10 protein-coding genes and 8 pseudogenes are annotated in these 16,965 nt (G+C 62.3%); 8 read left to right on the forward strand and 10 right to left on the reverse strand.

The window, feature by feature from the left end; all coding sequences use genetic code 11:
- Positions 1–10 precede the first annotated feature (10 nt).
- Positions 11–196, forward strand: a pseudogene (locus U0023_RS29225) (IS3 family transposase); the annotation flags it as partial.
- Positions 197–323: 127 nt separating this feature from the next.
- Here U0023_RS29225 and U0023_RS29230 read toward each other — a convergent pair.
- Positions 324–1,218 (reverse strand): annotated as a pseudogene (locus tag U0023_RS29230) (IS110 family transposase).
- A gap of 100 nt (positions 1,219–1,318) precedes the next feature.
- Here U0023_RS29230 and U0023_RS29235 point away from each other — a divergent pair.
- Together U0023_RS29235 and U0023_RS29240 are read left to right on the forward strand one after the other, a co-directional pair.
- Positions 1,319–1,528 (forward strand): annotated as a pseudogene (locus U0023_RS29235) (IS6 family transposase); the annotation flags it as partial.
- A gap of 629 nt (positions 1,529–2,157) precedes the next feature.
- The gene (locus tag U0023_RS29240) at positions 2,158–2,613 is read left to right on the forward strand and encodes a pseudoazurin (protein ID WP_009489188.1); all 456 of its coding nucleotides are present in this window, start codon (positions 2,158–2,160) and stop codon (positions 2,611–2,613) included.
- A gap of 327 nt (positions 2,614–2,940) precedes the next feature.
- Here U0023_RS29240 and U0023_RS29245 read toward each other — a convergent pair whose 3' ends face one another.
- The 3 genes and pseudogenes from U0023_RS29245 to U0023_RS29255 form a co-directional block, all read right to left on the reverse strand.
- Positions 2,941–3,144: a transposase gene (locus U0023_RS29245; RefSeq protein ID WP_009489187.1), complete on the reverse strand. Its 204-nt coding sequence runs from the start codon at positions 3,142–3,144 to the stop codon at positions 2,941–2,943.
- A gap of 24 nt (positions 3,145–3,168) precedes the next feature.
- Positions 3,169–3,612 (reverse strand): annotated as a pseudogene (locus U0023_RS29250) (IS3 family transposase); the annotation flags it as partial.
- Positions 3,613–4,188 (reverse strand): annotated as a pseudogene (locus tag U0023_RS29255) (transposase); the annotation flags it as partial.
- 197 nt (positions 4,189–4,385) lie between these two features.
- On the opposite strand from U0023_RS29255, the pseudogene istA reads away from it, so the two are divergent.
- A pseudogene (gene istA / locus U0023_RS29260) lies at positions 4,386–5,186 on the forward strand (IS21 family transposase); the annotation flags it as partial.
- Here istA and U0023_RS29265 read toward each other — a convergent pair.
- From U0023_RS29265 to U0023_RS29275, 3 genes and pseudogenes are all read right to left on the reverse strand, one after another.
- A pseudogene (locus U0023_RS29265) lies at positions 5,172–7,248 on the reverse strand (recombinase family protein). The pseudogenes istA and U0023_RS29265 overlap by 15 nt on opposite strands.
- Positions 7,241–7,474, reverse strand: coding sequence for a hypothetical protein (locus tag U0023_RS29270; RefSeq protein ID WP_040637903.1), 234 nt, complete (start codon positions 7,472–7,474; stop codon positions 7,241–7,243). Before U0023_RS29270 ends, U0023_RS29265 begins: the two are co-directional and overlap by 8 nt.
- Before the next feature lie 32 nt (positions 7,475–7,506).
- Positions 7,507–7,980 carry a helix-turn-helix domain-containing protein gene (locus U0023_RS29275; RefSeq protein ID WP_009489181.1) on the reverse strand — a complete coding sequence of 158 codons (474 nt, stop codon included), beginning with the start codon at positions 7,978–7,980 and terminating at the stop codon, positions 7,507–7,509.
- Between the two features lie 288 nt (positions 7,981–8,268).
- On the opposite strand from U0023_RS29275, the pseudogene U0023_RS29280 reads away from it, so the two are divergent.
- The 3 genes and pseudogenes from U0023_RS29280 (at position 8,269) to U0023_RS29290 (ending at position 10,328) form a co-directional block, all read left to right on the forward strand.
- A pseudogene (locus U0023_RS29280) lies at positions 8,269–9,542 on the forward strand (IS256 family transposase).
- 222 nt (positions 9,543–9,764) lie between these two features.
- Positions 9,765–10,043, forward strand: coding sequence for a hypothetical protein (locus U0023_RS29285; protein WP_245272856.1), 279 nt, complete (start codon positions 9,765–9,767; stop codon positions 10,041–10,043).
- A 93-nt stretch (positions 10,044–10,136) separates the two neighbouring features.
- Positions 10,137–10,328, forward strand: a complete 192-nt coding sequence (locus U0023_RS29290) for a WGR domain-containing protein (protein WP_009489178.1) — start codon at positions 10,137–10,139, stop codon at positions 10,326–10,328.
- Between the two features lie 261 nt (positions 10,329–10,589).
- Here U0023_RS29290 and U0023_RS29295 read toward each other — a convergent pair whose 3' ends face one another.
- Positions 10,590–10,796, reverse strand: a complete 207-nt coding sequence (locus U0023_RS29295; RefSeq protein WP_009489177.1) for a cold-shock protein — start codon at positions 10,794–10,796, stop codon at positions 10,590–10,592.
- Between the two features lie 982 nt (positions 10,797–11,778).
- Between U0023_RS29295 and U0023_RS29300 the strand changes: the two genes are divergently transcribed.
- Entirely contained in the window at positions 11,779–13,911 is a 2,133-nt protein-coding gene (locus U0023_RS29300; protein ID WP_322883818.1) for a DNA translocase FtsK, read from the forward strand.
- 505 nt (positions 13,912–14,416) lie between these two features.
- Here the strand turns inward: U0023_RS29300 and U0023_RS29305 are convergent.
- Together U0023_RS29305 and groL are read right to left on the reverse strand one after the other, a co-directional pair.
- The gene (locus U0023_RS29305) at positions 14,417–15,124 is read right to left on the reverse strand and encodes a CYTH domain-containing protein (RefSeq protein ID WP_009489176.1); all 708 of its coding nucleotides are present in this window, start codon (positions 15,122–15,124) and stop codon (positions 14,417–14,419) included.
- A gap of 173 nt (positions 15,125–15,297) precedes the next feature.
- Positions 15,298–16,938 carry a chaperonin GroEL gene (gene groL, locus U0023_RS29310; protein WP_009489175.1) on the reverse strand — a complete coding sequence of 547 codons (1,641 nt, stop codon included), beginning with the start codon at positions 16,936–16,938 and terminating at the stop codon, positions 15,298–15,300.
- Between the last annotated feature and the right edge of the window lie 27 nt (positions 16,939–16,965).

The following is a 16,965-nucleotide window of genomic DNA, read 5'->3' on the forward strand; positions in this document are numbered from 1 at the left end:
TAGGAGCATCAACGCCCCGATGGAGTCATTCTTCCATTCCCTGAAGGTGGAGCTGGTTCATCAGCGTCGCTGGACGACCCGCGACGAGGCGCGACGGGATCTGTTCGGCTATATCGAGAGCTACTATAATCGGCAGCGCATGCACTCGGCCCTCGGGTATCTCATACCCGAACAGGCCGAGCGGAAAATGAACTAACCCGGTGTCCGCGCAATCGGGGGAAGATCATCACTTCATTCGTCGTCCCGCAGGGGACAGCCTCCCGCTCGGGTGCGGAAGCTCGTGGTTCTCCTTAATCTGGCTGCTGGCGATCGGTCGGGTCTGCTCAGGCCACCTGAACCTCTCGCGTCCACCGGAACTCCGTGCCGTCGCACCACATGCGATGCATGATCACCGCCAGACGCCTCGCCAGGGCGATCACAGCCTTTCCGCTGCCACGCCGCTGGGCCACCGTCATGGCCCAGGCCTTCAGCCACGACCACCGGGTGGACGGCCGCAGCATCGTCTGAGCCGCCCCGAACAGCAGCGTTCGCATCATGCCATCCCCACAGAGCGAGGTGTGGCCAACCCGATCACTCTCGCCGGACTGGCTGCGGACGGGCGTCAGCCCCAGGACGGGCCCGACAGCTTTCGAGGTCCGGAACCGGACCGGAATGTCGATGGTCGCCACGAAAGCCAGCGACACAACCGGACCCACCCCAGGGATGGTCATCAGGCGCCGGCACACCTCATCCCCGCGGGCGAGGTCCAGAAGCTTGCGGTGCAGAGCCGTAAAGTGCTCGCGCAGCTTGCGCCGGGCATCCAGCAGCCGCTCGACACTCTCGGCCAGGTCCGGCATGCCTGCAACGAGCTCGCGAATGCGCTGCTCGACCTTGACCGCTCCCACCATGCCAACCTTGAGACCGAAGTTCAGCAATCGGCCGCGGACGTCGTTCTCGATCGCTCTTGTTGATCTGCGCTTTCAGGAAGGCTTTGGCGTGGCGCGTCTCGATGCATACGACTGGCAGGCCGGTGTCTGCCAGCCCGTCGAAGAGCCATTGCGAGAGCTGGCACGCCTCCAGCCCGATCCGCTCCAGCTGCCAGGCGGGATCCTGCAGGATCCGCAGAAGATCCTCCGGATGGGTGGCGACCTTGACCTCTCGGCAGATCCTCCCCGTCTCGTCCAGGATGCACACGGAGGTTTCTTTGACCGCGATGTCTAATCCCGCATAGTGCTTCATGGTGCGTTCCTCCCACTGAGGCTCGAGGCCGTGGCCTCGTTGTACCATCAGCCTGGAGCGCTGCACCTCATGGCGACGTGGCAGGGGCGGCGGCAGGCCGAATACCTCATCTGAGAACTCGCATCTCCCGCTGCGAAAGCGGGAGCGCATGATGCAGGGCTTTCGGTCCGCAGGAAGCCTGCAGCGGTTCACATCCGTCTTTTCAGCCGTCAGAAACCTGTTCGTCCCGCCCCATTCCCGCTGCTCTGTCCTCGCCACCCACCTTCACCGCCTTCAGGCTATGGCGGCTTTCCAAGCCGCCATAGCCTGAAGGCGGGCGTGCTCGCCTGAAATCAACAAAGCAGGGCTTATTGCGGACTCCTCAGGTTAACGTGACATCACCTTCCAGGACACGGCAGGACCGGGAATGGGAACACCGCTCGGAGCAACGACGACGCCAGCCAATCTCTCCTGTCCGTTGGCATTTTGGCGTGAGATGTCGTTGTGAGCGATTTCAAGCACTTATGTTTGAGCATGTAATTTGAGAATATCCATTTGAATTGAGAACTTGCGGTGCTTTGGACATTTCTTTTGAGACAATCCGCTCGCAACGTTAGCCCTACGATTCAGAGCCGGAGGCCGTGAGCACCTAGAGAGCATGGCTTCTGAATTGACGTTTGAAATGAGACAGCGGGCCGCCTGTTCGTCTCATTATTGATGTCCAAACTCGCCGGGAATCCGATTTTCTCATCTCAAGATGCCAGCTGACACCACCGCCGGACAGTGCGCCAGTAAGGCGCCGTCCCAGAGCCGATAGAAACCTCCGGGCCGCTCCGTTCTCCGGAAAACGGCAGACTCCTTGCGCCATATCAAACAGATCCCATCCCTGAAAGCGTATGAGATCCCCTCAAGAGCCGTTCCTGAAGCTCGTCGGAATTGTATCGCATAAGGAGAAAGATCATGCGGAAGGTTATCGTTTTTGGCACCCTCGTGGCCGCTCTCGGATTCGCAGGTGCTACCGGGGCCGCCGAGGTCGAGGTGAAGATGCTCAACAAGGGCACCGAAGGCGTCATGGTGTTCGAGCCGGCGCTGGTGAAGATCAACCCGGGCGATACCGTGAAGTTCGTTGCCGCAGACAAGGGGCACAATGTCGAGACCATCGACACCATGGTTCCCGAAGGCGGCAGGACCTTCGTGGGCAAGACCAACGAGGAACTCGCGATCACCTTCGACAAGGCCGGTGTCTATGGCTACAAGTGCAAGCCGCATTACAGCATGGGCATGGTCGGCCTGGTCGTGGTCGGCGAGCCGGGGAACGTAGATCAGGCCAAGGCCGCCGCGCATCCTGGCAAGGCGAAGCAGGCCTTCAGCAGCCTCTTCGATAAGCTCGCCGCAACCAAGGCGGCCGTCAAGTAAGGACTTGAGCTGCTCGTTCGCCGCTGCGATGGAATCATCGCGGCGGCGTCATCGTTTCAGGGCGATCGATGGCCACCCTGGTACCGTCGATTTAGGGGTCAACGCAAGATCTGTGCCCTAGATACGTCGGCATTATCAACCAAAGACAACTACTTTCGAGAAAAGGTCGATCCCGCCGGCTTTGGTCCGGCGCATCTCGCGTCCAATTGCGAAGCGGAAAACGGCTGGAAGCTGTAGAGCTGGTGGGACACGTGCCCATAAGGTCTTGGTCACTTGGTGCCCCTTGCGCGTGCGTCGCGGCGCCTGACCGGTGATAACCCGCCGCGATCACCGAAAGCCGATTTCATTGAGGTAAAGGTCTGCCAGATGTGGGCTGATGTGATGGAACACGCCCCAGACGGTCCGGCGCATCCGGTCATTAAAGCCTTCCGCGGAGTTGATGCGCACCGGGCCACGGGCATATTCGCGGGCCTTATGATGAATGGTGTCGTGGGCTGAAAACGCGCTGCCAAGTGAGACAAGGCCTTCCACTCATCGCTCATCAGATGCGCACTAGGTGATATCGGCCAACCAGACCCGGTTCGGCTCGAAGACGGTGAACTTCTGCTGCAGCAGGTTGGGCGCGATCGGCAAGGAGGGACGACTGTCTGTGGTGGTCGGCCGGAAGCGCCGACGGGCCAGAGCGCGAATGCCATGCCGGCGCATCAGTCGCTCGATCCGTCCGCGGCTGACCCGATGGACTTCTGCTTGCAAGGCGGCATGGATGCGCGGGCTACCATAGCGGCCATGATGCTGGCCATGGAGTCGCTGAACAGCCTGGAGGAGGCCTCGATTGGCTGCGGCCCTGGTGCTTTCCGGACGGGATCGCCATGCGTAATAGCCGCTGGGCGAGACCTGGAGCACGCGGCACATGAGCCGCACCGGATAGGCGCGGGCATGCTGCTCGATGAAACGAAACCTCATTTCGGCACCTCCGCGAAGATGCCGATCGCTTTCCTCCTAAGAAACAGCGCCCGTGGAAGCGTCAGCGGCGACCGCCTGCAGCACAAAGCCGAAGGCCTTGGCGCGGCGGTGCAGGTTATCGATCACCCGCTTCCGATACCGCTCCTCATAGTAGGATGCTCCCGGGTCAGCATAATCCATGCCGTGGCGCAGGGCGTTGTAGAACAGCACCGCTATCTTGCGAGCGGTTGCCGTGACGGCTTTGGCCTTGCCGATCCGCGTCGACAGCCGCCGGTAAAAGGCGCCCAGCGCCGTCTCGGTCTTTCCGACCGTCACTGCCGCCAACCGCAGGAGCGCCGCTGCCCGGCTCCCGGACCGGCGCGTGCGAGAGGACAGGACCCTGCCACCAGAGATCTTGTTGCCGGGCGCGAGGCAGAGCCAGGAGGTGAAGTGTTTGGCGCTGGGCCAAGCCGTCAGATCCGTCCCGCACTCGGCACCCAGTTTGAGCGCCAAGGAAGGCCCAAGACCATGGATCTGGGTCAAGTCCTGGCCCAGAACCGCATAGAGGGCACGGCGGAGGTCGAAGCTCGGCTCATTGGGTTGGCGGCTCATGCGCCGGCAAGGAAGCGGGATCGAGCCCGTGCATGCTGAGTTGCGGGTTTCGGAAAAGTCCGGACAGGATTTCCGGTAATCTCCGGACAGTGCTTTCAGTAAATCCCGGACAGCGGTTCCGCTAAATCCCGGACAGTTTCCGGCGGCGGTGTGACGGTTGGTTCGCGGCGGCGCCGTTTTGGTGGTTAGGCCTCTCACGACAACGTTGAGAGGGGCCGATGCCGAGACGGAAGCAAGCAAGACGAACGACAGTGAGGGATATCCGGACGATCCTGCGCCTGACCCATGAAGAGGGTCTTTCGGTGCGCGAGGTTGCCGAGCGGCTGAAGATCGGCAAGAGCTCGGTATCGACCTATTTGCTGCGTGCTCGGGAAGCCGGGCTTTCATGGCCCCTGCCGGCCGGCTCGGACGACGATGCAAAGTTGGAGCGGCTGCTATTCGGCAGAGTTGGCCGGCCGCCGCGGGATCTGAGCGAGCCCGATTGGGCATTGATCATTCGGGAACTGAAGCGCAAAGGCGTGACGCTAACGCTTCTATGGCAGGAATACCGCGCCTGCCATCCCGATGGTTACGGCTTCACCTGGTTCTGTGAGCGGGTTGCCGCCTTCCGGCAGCGGATGAGCACTGCGTTCCGCAATCGGCACGCGGCGGGCGCCGTGATGCAAACCGACTATGCCGGGCCGACGGTGCCGGTGCTTGATCCGGCGACGGGGGTTATCCATCCGGCCCAGATCTTTGTCGCGGTGCTGGGCGCCTCCAACCTGACCTTCGCCTTTGCCAGCTCCAGCCAGAAGCTGCCGGACTGGATCGACGGCCAGGTGCGTGCACTGGCCTTCTACGGTGGGGTCACCAAGGCAATCGTATGCGACAATCTGAAGTCGGGCGTGGCCAAGGCCCTGTGGTTCGAGCCGACACTGACCGCGACGTTCGCCGCCATGGCGGAGCATTACGACACCACGATCCTGCCGACACGCAGCAAGAAGCCGCGCGACAAAGCGGTTGTTTCATACTGCACCTTGTTCGGATTTCGATGAAGTGATGGGCCCCCGTCGGGCTGGACGCGCGCCTCGCCCGCCGCAGCCCTTGAGGATGGTCTCGTCCGAAGGAACATCCCATAGGCCACGGGCGAGACGGTCACTGTAGCACTTCCGGATGAGACCCTGTCGTCCCCATTGATGGACGGTCGCCTCCGAGACGCCAAACCGTGCGGCCACCTCGCGCGTAGTGAGCATATTGCGACGGCGGAGGCGCTCATAGCGGCTCGGCAGATGATAGGTGCTGCGGATCAGCGCAACTTTCTTGAGGGTGAAGGCCTTCCCCTCCCAGGTGCGGCGTCCTCTCCGGTTGAGGATATCGGCGACTTCGCGATCGCAGTGCTCGTCAAGCAATCCGTCCACCTCGGAGACGATCTCGGGCTTGATCTTGCGGATCTGCGCGATGGGAAGGGGCCGCTCAAGGGTGAGGGTCCGCGTGGCGCCGCCCGGGAGGCGGACATGCGCGGTGATCGTATCGGCTTTGACGAGCGTCACATCCTCAATCAGCAGACGCAGGATACGTTTGCGCTCCCGTGGGTCGATCCGGGGATCATGCCAGACGCGCGGGAACTGCTCGGCGAGATCAAGAATGCGCCGCCGCGCCTCGGCGTCGAGTTCACCGACCTGCTCGCGAGCTTTGCGCTCATACGCCTCGGCTGCTTCGGCGTGAAGCCGCAGCTTGTCGTTCCAGTCTGCCTCCAGGGTGTCGGCAACAAGCCGGTTATTGGGATCGACTTTCATGTAGCGATGACGGGCCAACTCCACGTCATAGGCCATGCGTTCGAGGTGCTGACGACGCAAGTTGTCGGTCTCGGCCGCGCGCTTCAAGTTCCTGCTGCACGGCCAGGGTGACCTCCAGCGTCATCGGGGTCATCAATTCGACGAGAAGCGCGCCAATGGCCGGATCGACGACTTTGCCCGGAATGGTCTGGCACACCGCTCCGCCGCGTCGCACCAGGGTTTCCTGGCAGATGTAAACTGGAACGCTGCATCCATGCTCCTGCTGATAGCGGACGCCCATGCGCGAGCCGCACAGACCGCACAACACACGGCCCTGCAGCAGCGCAGGTCCTTCGCGGGCGGGACCGGACAGGCGCTCCCCGCCAAACGCGCGCGCGTTGTCGGCGAGCCGGAGTTGATTGGCTTCGAAGCATTCCCAGCTGATATAGCCCGGATGCAGGTTCGGGATGACGAACTGCCACTCGGCCCTGGGGACCCGGATTGTCGCGGCCCCTCCCTCAGGCCGATGACGCGTGCGCGTCCGGCCATACACGAAGGCGCCGGCATAGCGCGGGTTATGCAGCACTTGCAGAATGCGGGCGTGCTGCGGCGGGGCCCACAACAGCTCTCCCTTATTCGGCCCCTTGCGCAGCCGGCGCGGGAACAAAAGATTCTGCTCCTGGAAGAAGCGCACCGTGCGCATGGCACTGCCGGTGCGGGCGAAGGTCTCGAACACCAGACGCAAGGCCCCCTGGACCTCCGCGTCGGGGTCGAGGTCGAGACCGCCATCAGGCCGGTAGACCAGACCGACCGGCGGAGCCATTTCGAGCTCGCCGCGCCGGGCCTTGTTGAGCTGACCCCCGCGCATCCGCGCCTTGAGGATATGGAGCTCGGCTTCGCTCATCGTGCCCTTCAGGCCGAGCAAGAGCCTGTCATTAAATTCGGCCGGGTCGTAAATGCCATCCTCATCGAGAATGAGCGTGGCCGTCAGCGCGCACAGCTCGATGAGCCGGTGCCAATCGGCGGAGTTGCGCGCCAGACGCGAGACTTCAAGCCCCATCACGATCCCGGCCTTGCCGAGCGCCACCTCACTGACCAGTTCCTGGAAGCCATCACGGGTTGCGGCGCTGGAGCCGGACTTGCCGAGGTCCCGATCAATGACGCGGATGCGCTCGGCCGGCCAGCCGGCGGCGATGGCGCGACCGCGCAAGCCATATTGGCGCTGCGTGCTCGCACCATGCTCGGCCACCTGACGCAAGGTCGATTGACGGACATACAGATAGGCATCGCGCTTGAGATGATCGGCCGTCACTTTGAGATCAGGCATGGGCGGGGCCCTCCATGAGCGCAACGACGATCCCGGCCAGAAGGCGGGTGAGTTCGCCAGCGGGCGACACGGGCTCGACAACCAGGACAGGCGACCTTGGTGCCGGTCTGGCGGGCACGGGCGACCGAAGGCTTCGCCCCTTGAGCCAGCTTGCCACGCCACGCTGGCGCAGGATGCCAAGGTCCAGACCCCAGACCGGCTCGGCCGACAGGACCGCGGCTCGCAATCTCTCGTAGGTCTCGACGGCGCCGATGCCGATCAGGCCGGATGGGAGCGTTTTTTTTTGCGCGCCAGCGCTCGTTCCAAACTGCGCTTGTGGACCTTGAGACCAAACCGCTCCTGGATCGCGTCGAGACATTGCAGCGTGGTGAGGTCCGGGCTGGCAAGCTTCATCTCGGAGACGAAGGAGACCACCGCGGCCGACAGCTTGTGGCCGTCCTTGGGACCCCGTTGGCCCGGGATAAGACCGGCCAGACCCTGGCTGGCCAGGGCATTCTGGGCTTTGTAGAAGGTCGGGCGCGAGACCCCGAAGGCCGCGGCGACTTCGCTGATGGAGAGACCGTCCATCTGATGCCGACGCACCATCTCGTAACGCACCTGGATGAGATCGCGCGCATCGAAGAACGGGTTGCTGGTGAACAAGGCGTCCTGGACGCCCTCGGGATGGGGATTGAGGGTGCCGTCGCGCGCCAGTGCGGCGCTCTTGAGATCCCGGCGGTTTGGCCTTGCCATGATCAACCTCGCCCGAGAGATGTAAAGTAGAATATGCCACAACGTGACCGTCGTCAAACGCCAGGTTGACGCTACTTCCCTTACACCTGAAGGTCTTTAGCGCGATGCAAGCTCGCGTTGCGGCGCATGGCATGGCGGAATTAGATTTACACATGCGGCATAATCTCCCTTACAACTTGCCGCGCTCCGGGGAGATAGCGTCGTAAGTTGGGGACGGCATGAAGGGATGAAGCGGCGTATCGTGGGGGTGTTCGAGCCTCCACTTCTCCACCGAAGGAGGGATACGCCTTGTCTGATCATAACGTCTTCAAGCTCGCCCAGCCAGGGAGCTTTACCGACTCTCTGACCGACATCCTGCGCGAGGGTGCCCGCGCCTTACTGGCCCAAGCCATTGAGGCCGAAGTCGCCGATTTCCTCGCCCAGCACGCCACACTCAAGACGGAGAACGGACTGCAGCGCCTGGTGCGCCACGGCTATCTGCCATCCCGCGAGGTGTTGACCGGCATTGGCCCGGTCGGCGTGCGCCAGCCCCGCGTGCGTGACCGGCAGGCGAGCCCGACCGAGCAGGTTCGGTTCAGGCCCTCGATCCTGCCACCCTATGCCCGGCGCTCGAAGAGCCTGGAGGTGCTCATCCCGGTCCTGTACCTCAAAGGCATCTCCACCGGCGACTTTGCCGAAGCGCTCTCGGCCCTGGTGGGCCAGGACGCGCCCGGGCTGTCGGCCTCGACCATCGCTCGCCTGAAGCAGGTCTGGAGCGAGGACCATGCCCGCTGGCAAAAGCGTGATCTGTCGGCCAAGCGCTATGTCTACCTGTGGGCGGACGGCATCCATCTGGAGGCACGCTTGGAAGACCAAGCCCAGTGCATCCTCGTCCTCATCGGGGCGACGCCGGAAGGCAAAAAGGAGTTGGTAGGCTTTACCGATGGCCTGCGCGAGAGCGCCCACTCCTGGCGCGACCTGCTGCTGGACCTGAGACGGCGGGGATTGGCGGCTGCGCCGGAAATCGCGGTGGCCGATGGTGCGCTGGGCTTCTGGAAGGCGCTCGGCGAGGTCTGGCCTCTGACGCGCGAGCAGCGCTGCTGGGTGCACAAGACCGCCAATGTCCTCAACCGGCTGCCGAAGAGCCTTCACGCCAAAGCCAAATCCGCCCTTCAGGCCATCTGGATGGCCGAGACCAAGAAGGATGCTCTGGCCGCGTTCGACGCCTTCACGCAAACCTACCGCATCAAGTACGAGAAAGCCGTGGACTGCCTGGTCAAAGATCGCGATGCGCTCCTGGCCTTCTACGATTTTCCCGCCGAGCACTGGAAGACCTGAGAACGACCAATCCGATTGAAAGTACGTTCGCCACCGTGCGGCACCGAACAATCCGGGCCAAGGGGTGTCTGTCAAACCAAACTGCCTTGATCATGGTCTTCAAGCTGGTCGAGGGAGCTCAGAAGGGCTGGCGACGCCTTGATGGACCAAACCAGTTGCCAAAGCTGATCCAGGGTGTGAAGTTCGCTGACGGCCTTGAGGTCGGTGCTTCCCAACCTGGATCTCAAGCTCAACCCGCCGCCTGATCTGTCAGGCCGTCACCAAAATCTGGCGTTATCTCCGCCCACGCGCTGCTCGATGTCTGCGCCGGCGAGGTCGACTACACCCGGACAGTCCTGCCGATCGGCGAGGGTCAAGCCCTGGTCGATGAGATCATCCGTCCTCATGTCCTCCACCTCGTCACCGTGGAATTCGGTTCTGACGAGCAGGCGAGGGGCTTCCGTCCGCTCGAGTGGTTCGGACCCGAGGTGACAGCGGATCCCCGCTATACCAATCAGTCCATCGCTCTGCGGGGGCTCAATGAGACTCCAGAGATCCCGCTGTCCGATGCGGCGCTCAACAGCCTGATCGATACCCTGGGTGGCCGCTTCCCCGCCCAGGCGCGGGTGGCCAGTACCCAGCCTAAGGCCAAGCAGGGGCCGGTGACCCGAACCAGCGGTGAAGCCGTCAAAGTCAACCTCGACGAGATCGAGGACGCGATGATGCGCGAGATGGAGAAGACGCTCCAGAAGGGCAAACCCGAGTAGGAGTTCTCCCAGGATGCCTGACGCCCGCTCACCCATACAGCACCACCTGGTGCTCTTGACCCGGAGCAGGGCAGGGCACGATCCTTCAGCCTGATGATTGAGCTCGACCTGTTCGGCCCGATCCGGCTGGTGCGCAATTGGGGCTTCGTTGGTTCCAAGGGTCAGGAGAAGGTTGAGGTCTTTCCTGATGAAGCCAAAGCTGCGGAAGCGCTGAAAGGCTGGGCGCACACCCAGAGAGACGGAAGGGCTATGGAGACCTCTGAAGCAACTCAGGTGGTCCTGTGATTTCTTGCGCGTCGGGGCCCGAAGCTGCTCCTGAAGGCGGGCGATTGGGGTGTGATGCTCACGACCGGCGCGAGGTCCGAGCTCGCGAGTTGCAGGCCATTGTACCTTGCCATCGTGCTCGATCCCGACACTTCCATGTAGTCACCTCGCCGTTAACCCGAGGATGCCTGTTGGACAGGATGCAGCCCAACAAAAAAGCCGCCCCATCACGGGGCGGCTGATCGTGGATTCCGAGTGACCAATAAAATGTGGTGAAGGATCCTAGACCTTCAGATCGACAGCGGATTCCTTGCCTGTCCGGCGGTCGGCCTCAATCTCATAGGAGACTTTCTGCCCGTCCTTCAGACTGCGCAAGCCGGCGCGCTCGACTGCGCTGATGTGAACAAATACGTCCTTGCCGCCATTGTCAGGCTGGATGGAGCCATAACCCTTCGTCTCGTTAAACCATTTTACAGTGCCAGTCGCCATTGCCGTCTCTTACCATCTTCATCGGCGCGCATGGTCCTCATGTCCCATTTTGCTCAGCCGCACCCTCCCAGCGGATGAAGGCTAGTTGTGGGATCACCGCTTTGCAAGCACCACGGGAAAATGCCCTGAGGCGCCAGAAGCCTTTTGCCACCGCGGCGGCTAAGCCGGATCTCTAACGCTCCCTTTACCTGTCGCCCCTAAACCATTGGGGATCCCTCGCCGCACTCAACCGGCGGCCTCCAGGTGCCTAGAGATCATGCGACCGACCTCGAAACCACCGTTTGATCCGCCAGCTCCCTCGGGCCAGAGCTCGAAACCGCGAGCGCAACGTTCATCCCTCCCGCTTGATCAACACTGGCACAGTGGCAGCCCCTCATGGCCCACGCCGTGGGCCGCCGCAGGCCTGCCGCAGCCAGGTTGGTGGGACGCCTTCGTCGTCGACAAGAACCTGGTCTTGACCCGCACCCCCGATCATCCGGGCCGGAAATTGCAACAAGAACCAATACAGAAAGAAACTGATTTGAGCCGCCCCAGCCCCACTTCCAAGCGCCGTCCTGCCACGTCCGGGCAACCTTCGGCATCGCCGACAGTCGAGCAGCTGTTGTCGCCTCCACAGCCGCGCCCGCAGCCGGATCCTGCTGTGCATCACCAGCTGGCCCAGATTCAGGCGGAGTTCGGAAGCAGCCCGGAGGACACCAGCGAATCGGACATCCTTCCTGAGGTTGAGATTCCAGCTGCTGAAGACACTGCCGAGACGATCTCGTCGACAGAGGCTCTTGAGCCGGGCGCTAATGAGAAAGAAGGTTCCCTGCACAATGAAGACATGGCACCCGAAGGCGTCATCCCGCGTCTTCAGAATGCTTTCTGGACAGTGCCCGCTGGTCTGACCTTCTCCTGGCACGCCAGTTCATGGCAGGCCAACCCTTCTCCCATCCAACCAGCAGCCCCGGATGATCCATCCGCATCGGGGATGATCAATGCCGTGGCTGACAATGCCTATGGGATGGCGGCGAGTGACGAGATTGAGGATGCAGAGTTCGTTGAGACGGCAGAGCCCTCCATCGAAGTCGAAACAGGCTCAGCGGCACTCGCTGACGTTGAGATCGCAAATCTGGATCTTGGATATCTCGCTCTCTATTCGGACGAGCTTCGCTCAGTCGTCAAGACTGTCACCCAGCCTACCTCCACGGCTGCTGATGCTGTGAGCGCCATCGCGCCTCATCAGGTCACGGATAATGCCGCGATGGCAGAGCCCGAAGGCAGCGGCGACGCTGAGGCAGATTACCAGACCGATCCGGCCATCGATATCGCTGCCCCCGAGCCGGACCAGGACAGGCCGACGGGCTTGCCGCCTTCCGTTGAAGCCCCAGTCGATGAGACTGCATCCACGGTCCGCGAGATCCGCTCTGATGCGGTTGGCTCGGATCTGAGCCCGATCGCCGAGGTGGATGGGCTCGACATGGCGATCGAAACCGACCTGGAACGCCCGGATGACCGGGAACCCGAGATTGAGACTGAACCGATGGCTCTCCTGCCATCGGCAGAAATCATCATGCTGCCCAAGCCTGTGACGCATCGGGAGGTCATCCATGCCTACGAACTGCCTGACATCGGCTATCTGACCGAGGCACCGGAAAGGGACGGGGAGATCCTGACCGAGGATATCCTCGAAGAAGCGGCCGGCCGGCTCGAAAAGGTCATCCGCGATTTTGGCGTACGGGGCGACGTCATTCATGTTCATCCCGGACCGGTGGTGACCCTTTACGAATTCGAGCCAGCCCCTGGCATCAAGTCGTCGCGGGTGATCGCGCTGACCGAGGACATTGCCCGCTCGATGAGCGCAGTCTCCGCCCGTGTGGCCGTGATCCCGGGCCGCAATGCCATCGGGGTCGAGCTGCCCAACCAGCAGCGCGAGAAGGTTTACCTGCGCGAAATCCTAGAATCGGAGGAGTTCAGGAATTCAACGCAGAAAATGCCGCTGTGCCTCGGCAAGACCATCGGCGGCGAGCCGGTGATCGCCGATCTCGCCCGCATGCCGCACCTGCTGGTGGCCGGCACCACCGGCTCGGGCAAGTCGGTGGCGATCAACACCATGATCCTGTCGCTGGTCTACCGGCTCTCGCCCGCCGAGTGCCGCCTGATCATGGTCGATCCCAAGATGCTCGAGCTGTCCGTCTATGACGGCATTCCCCATCTGCTCACCCCGGTGGTCACCGACCCGAAGAAGGCGGTCGTGGCGCTCAAATGGGCGGTGCGCGAGATGGAGGACCGCTACCGCAAGATGTCGAAGCTCGGGGTGCGCAACATCGACGGCTTCAACGCCCGCGTGGTCGAGGCGAAAGCCCGCGGCGAGACCATCACCCGCACGGTGCAGACCGGCTTCGACCGCGAGACCGGCGAGGCGGTGTACGAGGACGAGGTGATGGATCTCGATGCCTTGCCCTACATCGTGGTGATCGTCGACGAGATGGCCGACCTGATGATGGTGGCCGGCAAGGAGATCGAGGGCGCGATCCAGCGCCTGGCCCAGATGGCGCGCGCCGCCGGCATCCACGTGATCCTGGCCACCCAGCGCCCGTCGGTCGACGTGATCACCGGCACGATCAAGGCGAACTTCCCGACCCGGATCTCGTTCCAGGTCACCTCGAAGATCGACAGCCGCACCATCTTAGGCGAGATGGGCGCCGAGCAGCTCTTGGGCCAGGGCGACATGCTGTACATGGCCGGCGGCGGGCGGATCACCCGCGTGCACGGGCCGTTCTGCTCGGACGAGGAGGTCGAGAAGGTGGTGGCGCACCTGAAGCGCCAGGCCAAGCCCGTCTATCTGGAGGCGGTCACCGCCGAGGACGATGAGGAGCAGGAGCCGGAGGAAATACCGGTCTTCGACGAGAGCGAGATGGGGCTGGGATCAGGTGAGTTGTTCGATCAAGCCGTGTCGATCGTGCTGCGGCACAAGAAGGCCTCAACGTCGTACATCCAGCGACGGCTGCAGATCGGCTACAACCGAGCGGCCTCGCTCATGGAACGAATGGAAAAGGAGGGCATCGTCGGTCCCGCAAACCATGCAGGCAAGCGCGAGATCCTCATTGGAATGGGTGGAGCGGACGAGGACTGAGGCTGGCAGCCGACCGGACTGACACACGCAAACGAGCATCGGCTCAGCCTCTAGCAGTCGGTGTAGCCTGACAGCCTCATCTCATCTCCACACCGGAGCCCCGGGGAGCGCCAGGCGCTCGCCGGGGCTTCCATTTTCAAGATCCTATTCTCGGACCATAAGGTGCTTGTGTCGCGTGCACATCGCGCAAAGCCCTCTTCTCTGGGTAATAGAGGCGACGCCTCACGCAGTCGTCCAAGGTGAGGCGCCGTAGCCAATCCCACCTCACAGTCTGGTCTATGCCGCTGAACGATGAAGCCGCTCCATAAATCCTGAGACAGGGAGGCCGAAGTTTACGACGACATAGACAATCTGCAGGGCAACGGAGTTTGAATGCCGCGCGCCATCGGCAGTTCTAAGGCACTCATGCACGGTTCTGTTTAAAGTCAGAGTTAGTGACGTGAGCAATAGAAGAGCGCTGCCTAACCATGGCAGCGCTCGCGTAGTTGTCCAACTCGCGCTCGGGTTATTGAGCTGACCTCTTCATCGGTTCAAGAACATCTTCGGCAAGCGGTTTCGCCTCTGGAGGAGTGGACGTGTCCTTCGTTGCTTTCAGGAGACCAGATGTCTCGAGCGAGCGGCTGAGAGCAACAATGACGTCGTCAGCAGCAGACCCATTGGTTGCCTTCGTGGCTGTCTGGGATTGGTCCAGCATATCGAGCACCGCCTCGACCTGCTGGCTTGAGAGCGGCACCTCAGGGTTCGACTGCAGGCCATTCAACGCGATATAGCGCCATTCGTAAGTGTATTCAGTGGTCACCTCGGGGCCGAACCAGGTCGGAATCTGGAAGGCTTCTGCCTGCTGAGCGTCGGCGAACTCGACGGTGATGAGATCAAAGCTGCTGGGATACACGACACGGTCGAGCTGTATCGCATCGCTGAGGCCGCTTTGAGGTGGCAGATGGAGGCGGTCGTAGGAGATCTGCCCAACGCAGAGACCAAACAAGGCCTCGGCATGTTCGCGCGGAAGGGGAGCAAGCTTTTCCACCGGGTCTCCTGCCGGATCCTGCCCTGACAGGACAAAGTGAGCTTGATCGGCCTCCAGCCGAATCAATTGGTCTTTGCCGGGCTGCGACGAGAGATACCCCTCGACGATCTGACGGTCGACCCCTCGCTCTCTCGCAACGAGGCGAGCGATGCATGGAGATACAAGGAAGCGTCGAACATTCTTCATGAAATCACCTGAGAACAATATGACTTTGGAACAGATGACACATCGTCTGCTCCAAACTGTTTACAAAGAATGAGCGCGACACCTTCCCAGCGATCGGCGCCTCGCCGTCGGCCCCAAATGGAAAAGCCCCGGATCGCTCCGGGGCCCTTCTTGTGTCGTGCTGGAGGTGAGGTTTAGAACCCGCCCATGCCGCCCATTCCGCCACCGGGCATGGCCGGAGCAGCGTCATTCTTCGGCGTCTCAGCGACCATGGCCTCAGTCGTGACGAGCAGGCCGGCGACCGACGCTGCATTCTGCAGAGCCGTGCGGACGACCTTGGCCGGATCGACAATGCCAGCCTGCAGCAGATCCACGAACTCTTCCGTCTGAGCGTTGAAGCCGAAGGTGTCGGAGGAGGTGTTGTCGTTGATCTTGCCAACCACCGTCGATCCTTCGACACCGGCGTTCTCAGCGATCTGGCGGATCGGAGCCTCAAGGGCACGCAGCACGATGTTGATGCCGGACTTCACGTCCGGGTTGTCGCTGGTGAGCTTGGCGACCGCAGCCTTGGCGCGCAGGAGGGCCGTGCCGCCGCCGGGGACGATACCTTCTTCCACCGCAGCGCGGGTGGCGTGCATCGCGTCGTCGACACGATCCTTCTTCTCCTTCACCTCGATTTCTGTCGACCCGCCGACGCGGATCACCGCGACGCCGCCGGCGAGCTTGGCCAGACGCTCCTGGAGCTTCTCACGGTCGTAGTCCGAGGTGGTCTCCTCGATCTGCGCCTTGATCTGACCGACCCGGGCCTCGATGTCTTGCGTAGACCCAGCACCGTCGATGATCGTGGTGTTCTCCTTCTCGATGCGCACGCGCTTGGCTCGGCCCAGCATGTCGAGCGTGACATTCTCAAGCTTGATGCCGAGGTCTTCGGAGATCGTCTGACCGGCGGTCAGGATCGCGATGTCCTCGAGCATGGCCTTGCGGCGGTCGCCGAAGCCGGGAGCCTTGACGGCAGCGATCTTCAGGCCACCGCGGAGTTTATTGACCACGAGGGTGGCGAGAGCCTCGCCCTCGATGTCTTCCGCCACAATCAGCAGCGGCTTGCTGGTCTGCACCACCGCCTCGAGGATCGGGAGCAACGCCTGCAGCGAGGAGAGCTTCTTCTCGTGGATGAGGATGTAGGGATCCTCGAGCTCGGCGATCATCTTCTCGGCATTGGTGATGAAGTAGGGAGAGAGATAGCCACGGTCGAACTGCATGCCTTCCACGACATCGAGCTCGGTCTCGGCGGTCTTGGCTTCCTCGACCGTGATCACGCCCTCGTTGCCGACCTTCTGCATCGCCTGGGCGATCATCTCACCGATAGAAGCGTCGCCGTTGGCCGAGATCGTGCCGACCTGGGCGATCTCCTCAGACGAGGCGACCTTCTTGGCGCGGGCCTGGATGTCCTTCACGGCCTCTGAAACAGCCAGATCGATGCCGCGCTTGAGGTCCATGGGGTTCATGCCGGCGGCCACCGACTTGGCACCCTCGCGAACGATGGCCTGAGCCAGAACCGTCGCCGTGGTGGTGCCGTCGCCGGCCACATCGCTCGCCTTTGAGGCCACTTCGCGGACCATCTGGGCGCCCATGTTCTCGAACTTGTCGGAGAGCTCGATCTCCTTGGCAACAGTCACACCGTCTTTGGTGATGCGCGGAGCGCCGAAGCTCTTTTCCAGCACCACGTTGCGGCCCTTCGGGCCGAGGGTGACCTTCACGGCATTGGCGAGGATGTCGACGCCGCGCAGCATCTTATCGCGGGCATCAGAGGAGAATTTGACGTCTTTGGCAGCCATGAGCTGAAATCCTGTTGCTTTGATCTT

Source organism: Microvirga lotononidis (genome assembly GCF_034627025.1).
Lineage (GTDB): Bacteria > Pseudomonadota > Alphaproteobacteria > Rhizobiales > Beijerinckiaceae > Microvirga > Microvirga lotononidis.

Bases quoted from the DNA above. Each gene is read 5' to 3' on its own strand.
- groL (WP_009489175.1), bottom strand. From the start codon at position 16,938: ATGGCTGCCAAAGACGTCAAATTCTCCTCTGATGCCCGCGATAAGATG.
- U0023_RS29295 (WP_009489177.1), bottom strand. From the start codon at position 10,796: ATGGCGACTGGCACTGTAAAATGGTTTAACGAGACGAAGGGTTATGGC.
- U0023_RS29290 (WP_009489178.1), top strand. From the start codon at position 10,137: ATGATTGAGCTCGACCTGTTCGGCCCGATCCGGCTGGTGCGCAATTGG.
- U0023_RS29305 (WP_009489176.1), bottom strand. From the start codon at position 15,124: ATGAAGAATGTTCGACGCTTCCTTGTATCTCCATGCATCGCTCGCCTC.
- U0023_RS29275 (WP_009489181.1), bottom strand. From the start codon at position 7,980: ATGGCAAGGCCAAACCGCCGGGATCTCAAGAGCGCCGCACTGGCGCGC.
- U0023_RS29240 (WP_009489188.1), top strand. From the start codon at position 2,158: ATGCGGAAGGTTATCGTTTTTGGCACCCTCGTGGCCGCTCTCGGATTC.